Raw genomic sequence first — 15,236 nt, 5'->3', positions numbered from 1 at the left:
TTTTGAATGTAAAAATTTTGCTAGAATATGATGGCACTAATTACCACGGCTGGCAGAGGCAAAAAAACGCCTTGACGATTCAGGAGGTAGTTGAAAAGGCGATTTTTAAGATAACTGGAGAAAAAGTGAAAGTGATAGGGGCGGGGAGAACAGATGCTGGAGTACATGCCCGGGGACAAGTAGCTAATTTTCACACCAATTGCCGGATACCCGTGGAGCGGTTGCCCTATGCAATAAACAGTCATCTTCCGGAGGATATAGCGGTGAAAGGTGCGCAAGTAGTACCTGACGATTTTCATGCCCGCTATAGCGCTAAATCTAAGGTCTATTCTTATACTATATATAATGCCCCTTTTCCATCGCCACTTATGAGAAGATATAGCTATTTTTATCCCCACATTATTGATGTAGAGGCGATGCGGGAAGCTGCGAAGGCATTTGTGGGAGTACACGACTTTGCGGCATTCAGAGCGTCAGGATACTCAGTTAAGTCATCGGTTAGGAATATCATGAGACTAGAAGTCAGAAAGGCGTCGAATGCGATTACAATTGAAATCGAAGCAGACGGATTTTTATATAACATGGTGAGGATAATTGCAGGGACGTTATTAGAGGTTGGAAGCGGGAAAAGGGCTCCAGAAGAAATTCCTCTTGTAATAAGTTCTAGAAAGAGGGAAAGGGCTGGTATAACGCTACCTGCCCACGGATTGTGTCTCGAAAAGGTCGTGTATTGAACGAACTTCTTGACACTGTAAGAGGCTTATAATAAAATAACTTTGTGATTTAAGGAGGGATAGAATGAGCACGTACATGGCTAAAAAAGGAGAAATAAAGCGGGAATGGTACGTTATAGATGCAGCAGGTAAGCCATTAGGAAGACTGGCCGCACAGGTTGCAAAAATTTTGAAAGGAAAACACAAGCCCATTTATACTCCCCACGTTGATACGGGCGATCACGTAATAGTAGTGAATGCCGAAAAAGTGATCCTTACGGGCAAAAAGCTGGACAAAAAGATTTACTACCGGCATTCCCTTTATCCTGGCGGTCTAAAGGCTGAAACCTACCGGCACTTTTTACAAAGGGCACCAGAAAAGGTCATATATAAAGCTGTGTGGGGTATGCTTCCGCATAATTCACTTGGCCGGAAAATGATTAAAAAACTTAGGGTTTACAGGGGACCGGAACACCCCCACCAGGCTCAGCAGCCTAAAGAATTGCAGTACGAGGGATAAGAAAGGAGGTTGGGCATGAAAGAAGCTATACTGACTACTGGCAGGAGAAAAACTTCTGTTGCCAAAGTTTGGTTGACTTCTGGGACAGGCAAGATACTAATAAACAAGAGGGAGTTTGAAGATTATTTTCCGCTTGAGACGCTAAGGAACGACGTTTTAAGGCCTCTGGCAGTCACCAATACTTTAGGCAAGTTTGACATAATTGCAAATGTAAAAGGTGGAGGCATCTCGGGGCAGGCGGGTGCGGTGAGACACGGAATCGCTAGGGCATTAGTGCAAGTTGATGAAGCCTACAGACCGATGTTGAAAAAAGAAGGATTACTTACCCGCGATCCGCGAATGGTTGAAAGGAAAAAGTACGGCCTCAAGAAAGCACGGCGTGCACCGCAGTTTTCCAAGAGGTAAGGAAGGACATTGTCCTTCTTTTTTTTTTGACTTGATAATTCTTTGCAAATTTCGACAGACTATAACTGGACAAAAATCCAATAAAAATATAGAATTAAATCAGGTTCAAATTAAAAGCGTTTTTTAGGAGGGACCAATATGTTTGACCTTGCTATAATAGGTGCAGGTCCTGCCGGACTTTCGGCTGCCATCTACGGTGCCAGGGCCAGGCTTTCCACTGTGATTATCGAAAAGATGTATCCGGGTGGCCAGGCTGCGATTACTGACATTATCGAAAATTACCCCGGATTTACTGAAGGTATAGGTGGAGCGGAGCTCACTGAGGCCATGAAAAAGCAGGCAGAAAGATTCGGCGCCCAATTTTTAAACGGCGAAGTAGAAAAAATTGAAAAACAAAACGAAAAGTTTTTATTGCACCTTAAAAATGAGATCGTAGAAGCTAAGACTGTTATACTTGCAATGGGAGCCCAGGCAAGGAGGCTTGGCGTAAAAGGCGAAAAGGAGTTTACTGGCAGAGGGGTATCATACTGCGCGACCTGCGATGGAGCCTTCTATACGGACAGGACCGTAATGGTCGTAGGCGGTGGCGACACTGCTATCGAAGAGGCTCTTTTTCTCACCCACTTTGCCAGCAGCGTAATAGTAGTGCACCGCAGAAACGAGCTTAGGGCCACAAAAATCTTGCAGGAAAGGGCTTTTAAAAATGAAAAAATTAAATTTATCTGGGATTCGGTGGTGGAGGAAATAAAGGGTGCCGATGCTGTGCAGGAGGTTGTGGTTAAAAACTTAAAAACCGGGGAGACTTCATCGATTCCGGTGGACGGCGTATTTGTTGCCATAGGTTGGGACCCCAATACAGCCATTGTAAAAGATATGGTCAAGCTCAACGAAAAGGGATACATAATCACCGATGAAAACATGGCAACCGGAGTGCCAGGGCTTTTTGCAGCCGGGGACATAAGGGAAAAATCCCTGCGTCAAGTCGTGACTGCAGTAGCCGACGGAGCGGTGGCGGCAGTTTCAGCGGAAAAATATTTGGAAGAGCACCAGATGAGGTAAATTAACTTAGTAGTGAAAATAAAATGCTCATAAGAGAAGACTAATAAGATATATAAGCATGCTAATAGGACTGTCTAGGATTTCCAAAAGATAATAGTAATATATTGGTTGAGGTGTTTTAAAAGACATCGAACAATAAACCTTATAAAGGCAAATAAGAAGGATTATGGCTAAAAACCATAATCCTTTCTTTTAACCCTTGCGCCGAGATATCAGTTCATCTATTATGTCGACTAACCCCATGTCTTCCTCAACCAGAGCCATCATTAAATGAAAAACTAAATCGGCTCCTTCGTAAGCAATTTCCCGCCTGTCTTTATTTTTGGATGCGATTATGAATTCGCCCGCTTCCTCGGCCACTTTTTTTAAAATCCTGTCCTTTCCTTCTAAAAAGAGCTTTGAAGTATAGGAACCTTCTTTATTAACTTTTTTTCTTTGCCTTAAGAGGTCTTCTAGATAATAAAGAAAACCGCCCTTGGGGAAACCGGATTCCATAATCTTATTGAAAAAGCAGCTTTTTTTGCCGGTATGGCACGTCGGGCCCTGTGGTTGGGCCAGTATCAACAAGGCGTCCGCATCGCAGTCAGTATACATGGCCTTTACTCTCAGATAATTCCCTGAAGTTTCACCTTTTAGCCAAAGTTTTTTGCGCTCTCTGCTATAAAAATGTACGAGGCCGGTAGCAAGTGTTTTATTAAATGCTTCTTCGTTTTGATAGCCCAACATGAGCACTTCATAAGTCGCCTCATCCTGGACTATAACAGGAACAAGTCCTGATAAGTCTTTTTTTAAATCGTCAAATTTCAACAAGGCGAACCGGCACCCCCTTTTCGTCTAAATACTTTTTCGCTTCTCTAATTGTGTAAAAGCCGTAGTGGAAAATGGAGGCGGCAAGGACCGCATCTGCTCCACCGAAAGCCAAGGCTTCGTAAAGGTGTTCAAGGCAACCGGCACCTCCAGAAGCTATTACTGGTATATTAACGCTTCTGGTTATGAGTCTTAAAAGTTCGAGGTCATAACCTCTCTTAGTACCGTCTCTGTCCATACTGGTGAGAAGAATTTCCCCAGCACCTAAAGATTCGACTTCCTTTGCCCAGGATACTGCATCCATTCCTGTAGGGGTTTTCCCACCGTCGATGTAAACTTCATAAAAATTTCCGTTGAATTTTGCGTCTATAGCAACTACTATGCATTGGCTGCCGAAAGTCAAAGCTCCTTTTTTGATCAAGCTTTTATCTCTTACAGCGGCGGAATTAATCGAAACTTTATCTGCCCCTGCCCTTAAAATAACCTTTATATCCTCGATATCGGAGATTCCGCCGCCGATCGTAAAAGGAATGAAGACTTTCTGTGCGGTCCTTCTGCAGAGTTCGACTACTGTCTTTCTTTTTTGAAAAGAAGCGGTAATGTCAAGAAAGACGATCTCATCGGCCCCAGTTTCGTCGTAGAATGCCGCAAGTTCCACAGGGTCGCCGGCATCCCTCAGCGATAAAAATTCGACTCCTTTTACCACCCGGTTGTCCTTGACGTCAAGACACGGGATTATCCTTTTGGTAAGCATAAGAAAGCACCTCTTTTATACTCAAAGTTCCTTCATACAAGGCTTTTCCTATTATCACGCCGGAAATGCGGGGGATAGAAAGCAAGACTTTTACGTCATTCGCGTCCTTTATGCCTCCGGAATAGATTATCTTGCCCCAAAGATTGGAAATTAATGTTTCTATTCTTGCCTTTTGAAGGCCTGATAAAGTTCCGTCTAGGTTGGTGTCGGTCACGACAAAACCCGAAGGTCTGATGCTTTCCAGAACATCTCTTGCCTTTTCAAAAGGGAGCGAACTTTCCCAGCCCTTTATCGCAAGCTCGTTACCCTTAAAGTCAAGGGCAATAAAAAGCTTATCGGCTAGCATTTCTTTTAGTTTAATAAGAAAGTCAACAGATGTAAGGGCTTTTGTTCCCACTATAACTCTGTCAACGCCAATGTCATTTAGTATTTTTGCCGATTCTACGCTCCTAATTCCACCGCCTACCTGGATAAATCCTTTGAATATTTTTCTGATTTCTAGGATTGTATCGATGTTTTTTGGAAAGCCTTCAAAAGCTCCGTCTAGGTCCACCAAGTGGAGATATTTTATTCCCATATCCTGCCATTTAGCTGCAAACTCCGCCGCGTCCCCGTATACTTTAACTTTACTCTTATCACCTTTGTACAGCCTGACGGCCTTTTCTCCCATTATGTCAATAGCCGCAAATATTTCCATATACAATCCTCCCGAAGTTTTCTAAAACCTTGAGCCCTTTTTTGCCGCTTTTTTCTGGGTGGAATTGAAAACCAAAGACGTTTTTGTATTCCACTGCTGCTATAAACACCTCATGATATTCAGAAACCCCTAATGTAAAGGGCGCATAAGCACTTAAAAAAGGAAGTCTGTAAGAATGCACGAAATAGAAGAATTCCTCGCTATCTAATCCACTTGTGATAGGTGAATTTTTTATAAACCTAACTGAATTCCATCCGATATGGGGAACTTTAATATCGCCCTTAAAAAGTGTAAATTTTCCGGGAAACATTGAAAAACCGGGGGATTCGGGACTTTCTTCGCTTCCTTCAAAGAGAAGCTGCATACCGAGGCATATACCTAGGAAAGGTTTTTCGGCTAATGCTTCTTTTATGGCTTGCCAGAGTCCACGGCTTTTTATATTGGCTATAGCTTGACCGAAATTTCCCACACCTGGGAGCACCACGCCTTTTGCCTTTTTGATTTCGCTTTCTTTGGAAACTATCTTGGCGTTTAAACCTAAATAGGTAAAAGCTTTTTCGACACTCATCAGGTTTCCCATACCGTAATCTACAATAGCTATCATTTAAATCACACCCTTAGTTGAAGGTATTCTGTCGTCGCTTATTGCCTTTGCGGATCTAAGGCAAATTCCGAGTCCTTTAAAAGTTGACTCCATGATGTGATGGCTGTTTGCACCGGACAGTCCTTTTATGTGGAGGGTAAGTTCGCCTCCCCGCACAAATCCAAGGAAAAATTCTTTAAAACTTTCGCCCTTGACCTTTCCCACCCATTCGAGAACAGGAAGTTCGTAATTAAGATATGCCCTCCCCGAAATGTCGAGGCTTACAAGAACTAATGCCTCATCCATAGGAACGGCAGACCATCCGAATCTGGCAATGCCTCTTTTCTCACCCAAAGCGGCTTTTAAAGCCTTTCCTAGCACTATCCCAGTATCTTCCATAAGATGGTGTTCATCAACATCAATGTCTCCAGAAGCATTTACCTCTAAGTCTATTTTTGAGAAAAAACAAAAAAGAGAAAGAAAATGATTGAAAATACCAATAGGGGTTTTTACCGTGCTATTTCCGCTGCCGTCCAAATTCAAAAATATTTTTATTTGAGTTTCATCGGTTATTCTTTCTAGTGCCGCGGTTCGCATCCTGTAAATTCCCTCCCGTTTCTAATTTGGAGCGAAAGACGATGGGCCGGTAATCCCTCTGCTTTTGCAATTTCGCCTGCATGATGAGAAAGGGCCAAAAAGCCTGTGGAAGTAGCCGAGATTAAACTCATTTCCTTCATGAAATCTTCCGTTGAAAGCCCTGAAGAAAAGCGCGATGTACCGCTGGTAGGAAGGACGTGGCTCGGACCCATGATGTAATCCCCCAAAGCCTCGGCCGAAAAAAGCCCTAAGAAAACTGCTCCAGCATTTTTAATATATTCGACATAGGTCATAGGGCTTTTTACCATAAGCTCGAGATGCTCCGGTGCGATTCGATTCGAAATTTCAATTGCCTCATATATATCTTTTACCTTTAATGCCCCGCCCCAATTAAAAAGGGATAACTTGGCCTTTTCGCTTTCAAGTGTGGCAAGGAAAGATTGTAGTGTAACTCTTACTTCCTCAATTAGACTATCGTCGCAAGAAAGAAGGATAGATGTGGCATTTTCATCGTGTTCTGCTTGCGCAAGCAAATCGGCTGCTACCCATCGGGGATTAGCCGAGCTGTCGGCAATTACCACAACTTCTGAAGGGCCAGCAAAGCTGTCGATGCCAACTACCCCTGATACTTCGCGCTTTGCCTCTGACACATAAACGTTGCCTGGTCCCACTATTTTATCGACTCTTGGGATGGTTTCTGTGCCATAAGCGAGGGCAAAAATAGCCTGAGCACCTCCCACAGTATAAAGTTCTTTTACATTGCATAATTTTAAGGCATATAAAACTGCGGGGTTCATCGGTTCAGTCTTAGGTGGAGTTACGGCAATTATTTTATTGACTCCGGCTACCAGAGCCGGTACTATATTCATCAAAACTGATGAGGGGTAAGCGGCACTACCGCCAGGTATATAGACTCCTACGCTGTCTATGGGCTTGTATATTTTTCCCATAAGGTTGCCATAGCTGTCGAAGAATAGTTTGTTTTGAGGTTTCATCTTCTCGTGAAAATCGAAAATCCTTTCAAAAGCCAGGTCCAATGCTTTTTTTAAAGATGGCGATATGAATTTTTCGCTTTCTTCTATCTCTCTTGGAGGGAACTTGATAGTGCTCATGTTTAAGTTTACGCCGTCTAATTCATAGGTAAGCTTGATAAGACCGTCATCTCCTGAAGATAAGACCATCTCTTTAATTTTCTTTACGGCATCTCGTACTTTTTCAAAATTTTGCGCTCTTTTTTTGAGCCGGGAAAAAAGTTCGCTTTCAGTGAGTACTGGAAACATTTTATCTACTCCTTTCATCAACGAAAATACGGGCCTTTTCAAAAAATTCAAGCATTGATTCCCTTTTTAACTTCCAACTGAAAGGATTGGCGATTAAACGAGCTGATGACGAAAAAAAGGGTTTTATTATGGAAAGATTGTTTTCTTTCAATGTCCTGCCTGTAGCCACTAAATCCACAATATAAGTAGAAAGTCCAAGGAGGGGTGCAAGCTCTATGTTCCCGTGCAACTTTATAATCCTTGCCCTTATGCCTTCTTTTGAGAGAAAATAAGAAGTGAGATTGGGATATTTAGTTGCAACCCTTATATTATTCGAGAATTTAGGGTCATTTTTCTCTCTTCCAGCGAGGCAGAGAAAACACCGGCCGTATTTTAAATCTAGAAGTTCCATAACGTCCGGCCTCATCTCATCAATTATATCCTTCCCCACTATTCCAAGATCGCAAGCCCCGTGCTCGACGTATACGGGAACGTCAAAGTTTCTAGTCACGACAACTTTAATTTTTGCCTTTGTGTCCGTAAATATGAGCTTTCGGCTTTCGTCTCTCAATTGATTTGTATTAAAGCCAATGTATTCTAGCAGCTTCAGGCTTTCATCTAAAAGGTTTCCTTTGGGTACTGCTATGGTTAAGTATTCCACTTTTTATTCCTCCTACAAACCAAGGATGTAATTTAGATTCAAAGCTACTCCGAATCCATTTTTGTCAATTCCTAGCATTTTCGACAAAAAACCATAACGGCCGCCTTTACCGATGGAAGCTTTATTTTGGTCGTAGATTTCTATTATTGGACCATTGTAATAATCGAAATCAAGCACGAGAAATGGATCAAAATCTACCGGAATGTCAGAAAGGGTAATTCTTAACTTTTCTAAGAATTTTGCTATTTCACTCCCAAAATAGACAGCTTTTTTTTCGGAGAGGAGAGTTTCAAATAAGTCCTCCTGCTCTTTCGGTAAAAGGGTTGAAGTTAATTCTTTAAGCGATATAAAATCTCTTCTTTTTATTGCGTCGAGGACTTCATCGAGTCTTTCGGCCGGAAGATTTTTAACCATAGGCAATCTTTTTAAGTATTCTGCCTCCGAAACTGAAATTCTGAGGCCTTTAATACCAGTTTCCCTTAAAAAATCCAAAATACCGCTAATCAATTCTATTTCGCTATCCAAGTTCCCGCCTATAACTTCTGCTCCGAATTGTATGATCTCCCTAGGCCTTCCCATAGAGCCTTCGAAAAAGCGGAAAACACTCCCGCAATAGTAAACCTTTAAGGGGAAAGAAATATTCTCAAAGTTCATCTTTAAAAAGCGGGCTAGGGAAGTGGTATAATCCCACCGGAGGGCTAATATATCTCCGGTTTTATCGATAAATTTAAAAATCTTATTTTTTGGCACGAGAGATAAATCAGAGAGCTCGTAGTGTTCTATGATCGAGGGGGAAAATTCCTTGTATCCCCTAGCTGAAAAGATGTTGGCGAAATTGTTTTCAAGCTTTCTTTTCTCGGATGCTTTTTCAAATTCCAGGTCAAAAAAGCCTGCCGGCAATGACAGTTTGTCTTTAAAACTCATATTTGACCATCTCCTTTTATATTTTAACATATTAATAAATTAAAAGAAAAAAATCAAGGAGTTTTTTAAATTTATATAGAAAAACTAGTTGCATATATATGCGAAAGTATGTATAATTATAATAATAAATCAAGGGGGTGAGCTTGTTGAAAGCGGACGTCCTGGAATTTCAGAAGGATGCACATCTCAAGGGGAAAGACCTGCTTGGTATGTATGATTTGAGCAAAAACGAGATTGCAGAAATAATAAAATTTTCTCGGCTAATAAAGAGGATTGGGACGTACGGTGGAGGTTATAAACCGCTTAAGGGGAAAACCTTGGGGATGATATTTCAAAAACCTTCTACCAGGACAAGGGTTTCGTTTGAAGTGGCGATGTGGCAATTGGGAGGCTATCCTCTGTTTTTAAATAAAAACGACCTGCAGTTGGGACGGGGAGAAACGCTGGAGGATACTGCCAGAGTCCTTTCGAGATACTTGGATGGAATAGTAATAAGGGCGTATTCTCATGAAGACGTGCAAATCCTCGCAAAATATGCCGATATCCCGGTGATAAACGGCCTTTCTGATTTCGAGCATCCCTGCCAGGTGTTGGCAGATTTCTTGACAATTTTGGAAAAAAAGAACGCTCTTGCGGGACTAAAACTTGCCTTTATTGGCGATGGGGCCAATAATATGGCGAATTCTTTGATCTTCGGCTGCGCAAAGATGGGTGTAAACCTAGCAATTGCATCTCCCAAAGAATACCAGCCGAAGCCAGAATTGCTGGAAAATGCGATTTTCCATGCTAAAACTAATAATTCCCAAATTATAGTGACGGAAGATCCTAAAGAAGCAGCACTGGAAGCGGATATAATATATACCGACGTATGGACCAGCATGGGGCAAGAAAAAGAGGAAATCGAAAGAAAAAAGATTTTTTCGGGATATCAGGTAAATAAAGAACTTCTTGAGGCAGCAAAGCCCGATGTAATTGTTATGCATTGTCTTCCGGCGCATCGGGGCGAAGAAATTACAGATGAGGTCATAGACGGACCTAATTCCGTAGTGTTTGATCAGGCTGAAAACCGCCTGCACGTTGAAAAGGCCATCCTTGCTTTATTGCTTTGATTTAAAAGTAAAAAAGGGGGACATACTTTATGAAAAAGATAGTGCTTGCCTATTCCGGGGGTCTTGACACCTCTGTGGCTATTAAATGGTTAAAGGAAAAATATGATTGTGAAGTAATAGCGTTTTGTGCAGATTTGGGAGAGGGGAAAGACTTGGATTTTATAAAGGAAAAGGCATTGCGCATAGGTGCTGAAAAGTGCTACGTAGCAGATGTTAAAGAAGAATTCATAAAAGATTACGCTTTTAAAGCATTAAAGGCGAATGCCCTATACGAGGGAGTATATCCTATCAGTACAGCCTTATCAAGACCACTTATAGCCAAATATCTAGTAGAAATTGCAAAAAAGGAGGGGGCTTTTGCAGTTGCTCACGGCTGTACTGGAAAAGGCAACGACCAGGTGAGATTCGATTTGTCGGTAGCGGCGCTCTCGCCGGAACTGAAAGTTATAGCCCCGGTAAGGGAATGGAACATGTCCCGAGAGGAGGAAATCGATTATGCTGCTAAGAATGGAATTCCCGTCCCGGTTGGGAAGGAAAATCCTTTCAGCATAGACCAGAACCTCTGGGGAAGGAGTATAGAGTGCGGGGTATTGGAAGATCCTTGGATAGAGCCGCCTGAGGAAGCCTTTGAATGGACGGTTTCTCCCGAGAAGGCCCCTAAGGATCCGGTATATGTGGAAATAACCTTTGAAAAAGGCATGCCTGTCGCGTTGGATGGAAAAGAGATGAGTCCGGTAGAACTTGTGGCTAAACTGAATGAGATTGCGGGAAGCCATGGTTTTGGAAGGATAGACCATGTGGAGGATAGACTTGTGGGCATAAAATCTAGGGAAGTTTACGAGTGTCCCGCATCTTGCTTACTTATTGAAGCTCACAGACAACTAGAAAGCTTGACGCTGCCAAAGGAAGTCTTACATTTTAAATACATTATCGAGCAAAAATATGCCGAAATAGTATATAACGGGTTGTGGTTTTCACCCTTAAAAAAGGCCTTGGACGCCTTTATTGAAGAGACCCAGGAGGTCGTAAACGGCATTGTAAAAGTAAAATTGTACAAAGGCAACGCCACAGTGGTTGGAAGAAAATCGCCCCAATCTCTCTACGATATAAAGCTTGCAACGTATGCAGAAGGTGACCTCTTCGACCACAAGGCGGCAGTCGGTTTTATTACTCTGTGGGGACTACCTACAAAAGTTTATGCCCAAGTAAACAAAAAAAATGCCGATAATGGAGGGAGTTAAAATGAAAAAACTATGGGCCGGTAGGTTTGAAAAGGAAACCGACGGCCTCGTCGAAAGATTCACAGCATCCATAGATTTTGACAGAAAGCTTTACGAGCATGACATATTGGGGAGCATAGCCCATGCCAGGATGCTGGCTAAAACTGGGATAATTTCAAAACAAGAAGCGGCGGAGATTATAAGAGGACTTTTGGAGATAAAGTTGGAAATAGAACAGGGTCGGTTTCCCTTTACAGTAGAATATGAAGACATCCACATGCACGTAGAAAAAAGGCTTTTTGAAAAAATTGGACCTGTAGCCGGGAAACTCCACACCGCCCGGAGTAGGAACGACCAGGTCGCGCTTGATATGCACCTTTACGTCAAGCAAAAAATCTCAGAAGTAGTTGGAAAAATAGATGAATTGATGAAAGTACTGCGGAAACTGGCGGAGGAAAACAAAGATGTAATTATACCCGGCTATACCCACCTTCAGAGGGCTCAGCCGGTTACCTTAGCTTTGCACTTCGACGCTTATTATCAAATGCTCAGGAGAGATAAAGAGCGCTTTTGTTCGGCGATGAAAGGGGCGGATTTGATGCCCCTCGGAGCATGTGCGCTTGCAGGGACTACCTTACCTATAGACAGGGACTATACTAGGGAGTTGCTCGGTTTTTCTGAAATATATAAAAATACCATGGATGCCGTAAGCGACAGGGACTTCGTGATAGAATTCATATCCTGTTCGGCTATCCTCATGATGCACCTTTCACGGCTCGCTGAAGATCTAATACTTTGGAACACATCTGAGTTTGATTTTATAGAGTTGGATGACAGTTTTGCCACGGGAAGCAGCATAATGCCGCAAAAGAAGAATCCCGATGTTCTGGAACTAATAAGGGGGAAGGCGGGTAGGGTTTTTGGCAACTTGATGGCTGTTCTTACTCTCATGAAAGGCCTGCCGCTCTCGTATAACAGGGATATGCAGGAAGACAAAGAGCCGCTTTTTGATACTGTGGATACGGTAATCTCCTGCTTGGAGGTACTCCCTGGGCTTCTTTCGACCATAAAAATAAAAAGAGAGAATATGATGAAGGCCGTCGAAGACAGTTTCGCCGACGCCACCTATTACGCCGAGTATCTGGTAAAAAAGGGCATTCCCTTTCGGTCGGCTCACGAAATAGTGGGTAAGATGGTGTCTTACTGCATAAAGAAGAATAAGAAGTTGAGAGAATTGAGCCTTGTCGAATTAAAGAATTTTTCTGGGCTTTTTGGCGATGATGTGCTGGAACTTTCTAACAAACTCGACAATGTTAAAAATATAAAGGTTATATGAAAGTTGGCGCAAAAGCAGACCATAGCGGGAACCCTCCTTGATGTTGGCTTTGGTCAATTAACATCGCATCATAGGGTTTCTCGCTATGGTTCTATTATTTTTTGGTATTGCATATAGATTTACAATGACCGGGTCGGACTAAATATAGAAAATTCTTGACAGCTTTTTTTCACTGCATTATAATAACAAAAGTATGATGATGGAAGGCTAAAAAGGGCGTTTAAAAGTGTAAAATAACCTAAAAAATTAAATTAAAAACTAGTTATTGACATAGATTAGTATAAATATATTATTTTTTCAAAGGGGAGAAAGTACATGTCTAAGAAAGAAGTAGTGCTTACTCAAGAAGGGTTGAAAAAACTAGAGGAGGAACTCCAGTACCTGAAGTCCGTGAAAAGAAAAGAAGTTGCCGATCGTATAAAGCAAGCTATTGCGTTTGGCGACCTTAGCGAGAATTCCGAATACGATGATGCCAAAAATGAACAGGCTTTCATTGAAGGTAAGATTGCCATGCTCGAAGAAAAGCTGAGAAACGCCAAAGTTATAGATGATGCCGACATATCAACGGATATGGTTACCTTGGGTTCGAAAGTTCTTGTAAGGGATTTAGAGACTGATGAAGTCATAGAATATACCATTGTGAGTTCGGCGGAAGCTAATCCCATCGAGTTTAAGATTTCCAACGAATCACCCGTAGGCAAGGCTCTTATAGGGGCGAAGAAGGGAGACGTCATCGAGATAAATGTTCCTGCTGGACTGGTAAAGTATAAAATAGAGGAGATTAAAAAGTAATAAATGGAGGGTGAATAAATGGAAAATATGGAGCTTGAAGGCAACGAAATAATCAAAGCAAGGATACAGAAATTAGAAGAACTCCGCAAAATGGGTATAAATCCTTATGGCCAAAAATACGACCGGACTCATAATTGCATAGAGATCAAAGAGAGATTTGAAGAGTTGGAAGGCAAAGATACTTCCGTCGCCGGCCGAATAATGGCTATACGCGGCCATGGGAAAGCGGCTTTTTTTGACATACAGGACGAAAAAGGTCGCCTACAAATTTACATAAAAAAAGATCATGTGGGCGACGGGAATTTTGAAATTTTTAAGAAACTGGATATAGGAGATATTGTTGGCGTAAAAGGGAAGATATTCAGAACACAAAAAGGAGAAATATCTGTAATGGCCGATGAGGTAACGCTGCTAGCCAAGTCCCTCAGGCCATTGCCGGAGAAGTGGCACGGTTTGAAGGACGTAGATACCAGGTATCGCCAGCGTTATTTGGACCTGATTGTCAATCCCGACGTGAGAAAAACTTTCGTAATAAGAAGCAAAATAATAAAAGCTATGCGGGATTACTTGGACGCCCGGGGATTTATGGAAGTGGAAACGCCGGTGCTCACGCCCATTGCCGGTGGTGCGGCGGCACGGCCTTTTATCACTCATCACAATGCACTCGACATGGATTTGTATCTGCGCATAGCCACGGAACTTTATCTGAAAAGGCTCATAGTTGGCGGATTTGAAAAGGTGTACGAAATAGGTAAGGATTTTAGAAACGAAGGCATATCCATAAAGCACAACCCGGAGTTTACGATGATAGAACTTTATCAAGCTTATGCCGATTATCACGATATGATGGATCTTACCGAAGACATGATCTCACATATTGCAAAAGAGGTTTTAGGTACAACCAAGGTTGTTTACCAAGGAGAAGAAATAGACCTTACCCCGCCCTGGCAGAGGATGACCATGAAAGAAGCCGTAAAAAAATACACAGGCGTGAATTTCGATGAAATAAAAACCGATGAGGAGGCCAGAAAGGTTGCGAAAAAGTTAGGAATAGAAGTAGGAGATAAAGACACAAAAGGCAAGGTATTGAACGCCATTTTCGAAGAAAAGGTGGAGGAGCACCTAGTGCAGCCCACTTTCATAATGGATTATCCGATTGAGATATCGCCCTTAGCGAAGAGAAAAGAAGACGACCCCGACTTCACCTATCGTTTCGAGCTTTTCATAACCCGAAGGGAGATGGCGAACGCTTTCTCAGAGCTAAACGATCCTATCGACCAGAGGGAAAGGTTTTTAGAGCAGCTTAAAGAAAGGGAAGCGGGGGATGAAGAAGCTCATGCCTTCGACGAGGATTTTATTATGGCTCTCGAATACGGTATGCCTCCCACCGGCGGACTTGGGATTGGAATAGATAGATTGGTCATGCTTTTTACGGATTCGTATTCCATTAGAGATGTAATACTGTTCCCGACCATGAGACCCAAGTCCTAAATCGAAGAAAAAAGAGATAAACGCAGAAAAAGCAATTTTAATGCATAAAATTGTCGAATATGAACAAAAAATAAGTGTTGAAAAGAAAGCTAATTATGTGGTATATTACTCTTTGCGACGTCACGAGAGCAACTGATTAAAAATATCCACAATATATAAAGAAGGTATTGACAAAAACAAAGCGACCAAATAAAATAATAAATTGTGACGCAGCGAACCTTGAGAACTGAACAGTGCCACGCCTGAGAGTTTTGACCGAAAGGTGTGTAAAAGAGTAAGCGTGGAGCTTACTTTAAAGGATTAGGATTT

General features: G+C 42.2%; 17 protein-coding genes. 9 read left to right on the top strand and 8 right to left on the bottom strand.

Features of this window, described 5'->3' with window-relative positions; genetic code table 11:
* Positions 1–2 precede the first annotated feature (2 nt).
* The 4 genes from truA to trxB all read left to right on the top strand — a co-directional run bounded on the left by truA (position 3) and on the right by trxB (position 2,697).
* Complete coding sequence (gene truA / locus BUB66_RS10540) at positions 3–734, top strand: tRNA pseudouridine(38-40) synthase TruA (RefSeq protein WP_084099001.1); 732 nt, start codon at positions 3–5, stop codon at positions 732–734.
* 64 nt (positions 735–798) lie between these two features.
* Positions 799–1,233, top strand: a complete 435-nt coding sequence (gene rplM, locus BUB66_RS10535) for a 50S ribosomal protein L13 (protein WP_073258310.1) — start codon at positions 799–801, stop codon at positions 1,231–1,233.
* 15 nt (positions 1,234–1,248) lie between these two features.
* A complete protein-coding gene (rpsI, locus tag BUB66_RS10530; RefSeq protein WP_073258308.1) occupies positions 1,249–1,638 on the top strand; it encodes a 30S ribosomal protein S9 in 390 nt (129 codons plus the stop codon).
* 138 nt (positions 1,639–1,776) lie between these two features.
* The gene (trxB, locus tag BUB66_RS10525; protein WP_073258306.1) at positions 1,777–2,697 is read left to right on the top strand and encodes a thioredoxin-disulfide reductase; all 921 of its coding nucleotides are present in this window, start codon (positions 1,777–1,779) and stop codon (positions 2,695–2,697) included.
* A gap of 192 nt (positions 2,698–2,889) precedes the next feature.
* On the opposite strand, the gene hisIE is transcribed toward trxB, so the two are convergent.
* From hisIE to BUB66_RS10485, 8 genes are read right to left on the bottom strand one after another with little or no spacing between them, the layout of a single operon-like run.
* Positions 2,890–3,507 (bottom strand): bifunctional phosphoribosyl-AMP cyclohydrolase/phosphoribosyl-ATP diphosphatase HisIE, encoded by a 618-nt coding sequence (gene hisIE / locus BUB66_RS10520; RefSeq protein ID WP_073258304.1) that lies wholly within the window; start codon positions 3,505–3,507, stop codon positions 2,890–2,892.
* On the bottom strand, positions 3,494–4,258 hold the full coding sequence (gene hisF / locus BUB66_RS10515; protein ID WP_073258302.1) for an imidazole glycerol phosphate synthase subunit HisF: 765 nt from the start codon (positions 4,256–4,258) through the stop codon (positions 3,494–3,496). Before hisF ends, hisIE begins: the two co-directional genes overlap by 14 nt.
* Positions 4,227–4,955: a 1-(5-phosphoribosyl)-5-[(5-phosphoribosylamino)methylideneamino]imidazole-4-carboxamide isomerase gene (locus BUB66_RS10510; protein WP_073258300.1), complete on the bottom strand. Its 729-nt coding sequence runs from the start codon at positions 4,953–4,955 to the stop codon at positions 4,227–4,229. The genes hisF and BUB66_RS10510 overlap by 32 nt, the downstream gene beginning before the upstream one ends.
* Positions 4,933–5,559 carry an imidazole glycerol phosphate synthase subunit HisH gene (hisH, locus tag BUB66_RS10505; protein WP_073258298.1) on the bottom strand — a complete coding sequence of 209 codons (627 nt, stop codon included), beginning with the start codon at positions 5,557–5,559 and terminating at the stop codon, positions 4,933–4,935. Before hisH ends, BUB66_RS10510 begins: the two co-directional genes overlap by 23 nt.
* Complete coding sequence (hisB, locus tag BUB66_RS10500) at positions 5,560–6,135, bottom strand: imidazoleglycerol-phosphate dehydratase HisB (RefSeq protein WP_073258296.1); 576 nt, start codon at positions 6,133–6,135, stop codon at positions 5,560–5,562.
* On the bottom strand, positions 6,117–7,415 hold the full coding sequence (gene hisD, locus BUB66_RS10495; protein ID WP_159431532.1) for a histidinol dehydrogenase: 1,299 nt from the start codon (positions 7,413–7,415) through the stop codon (positions 6,117–6,119). The genes hisB and hisD overlap by 19 nt, the downstream gene beginning before the upstream one ends.
* A 1-nt stretch (position 7,416) precedes the next feature.
* Positions 7,417–8,055, bottom strand: coding sequence for an ATP phosphoribosyltransferase (gene hisG, locus BUB66_RS10490; RefSeq protein WP_073258294.1), 639 nt, complete (start codon positions 8,053–8,055; stop codon positions 7,417–7,419).
* 12 nt (positions 8,056–8,067) lie between these two features.
* A complete protein-coding gene (locus BUB66_RS10485) occupies positions 8,068–8,979 on the bottom strand; it encodes an ATP phosphoribosyltransferase regulatory subunit (protein WP_073258292.1) in 912 nt (303 codons plus the stop codon).
* Between the two features lie 146 nt (positions 8,980–9,125).
* Between BUB66_RS10485 and argF the strand changes: the two genes are divergently transcribed.
* The 5 genes from argF to lysS all read left to right on the top strand — a co-directional run bounded on the left by argF (position 9,126) and on the right by lysS (position 14,927).
* Positions 9,126–10,088 (top strand): ornithine carbamoyltransferase, encoded by a 963-nt coding sequence (gene argF, locus BUB66_RS10480; RefSeq protein WP_073258290.1) that lies wholly within the window; start codon positions 9,126–9,128, stop codon positions 10,086–10,088.
* Positions 10,089–10,117: 29 nt separating this feature from the next.
* Positions 10,118–11,329: an argininosuccinate synthase gene (locus BUB66_RS10475; protein ID WP_073258288.1), complete on the top strand. Its 1,212-nt coding sequence runs from the start codon at positions 10,118–10,120 to the stop codon at positions 11,327–11,329.
* Between the two features lies 1 nt (position 11,330).
* On the top strand, positions 11,331–12,644 hold the full coding sequence (argH, locus tag BUB66_RS10470; protein WP_073258286.1) for an argininosuccinate lyase: 1,314 nt from the start codon (positions 11,331–11,333) through the stop codon (positions 12,642–12,644).
* Between the two features lie 315 nt (positions 12,645–12,959).
* On the top strand, positions 12,960–13,436 hold the full coding sequence (gene greA, locus BUB66_RS10465) for a transcription elongation factor GreA (protein ID WP_073258284.1): 477 nt from the start codon (positions 12,960–12,962) through the stop codon (positions 13,434–13,436).
* An 18-nt stretch (positions 13,437–13,454) separates the two neighbouring features.
* Positions 13,455–14,927 (top strand): lysine--tRNA ligase, encoded by a 1,473-nt coding sequence (gene lysS, locus BUB66_RS10460; protein WP_073258282.1) that lies wholly within the window; start codon positions 13,455–13,457, stop codon positions 14,925–14,927.
* The last annotated feature ends 309 nt before the right edge of the window (positions 14,928–15,236 follow it).

The sequence above is a fragment of the Caldanaerovirga acetigignens genome, from assembly GCF_900142995.1.
Classification (GTDB): Bacteria; Bacillota; Thermosediminibacteria; order Thermosediminibacterales; family Thermosediminibacteraceae; genus Fervidicola; species Fervidicola acetigignens.
Note: the sequence above shows the minus strand (reverse complement) of the source record. Positions and strands in the feature narration are given on the sequence as shown.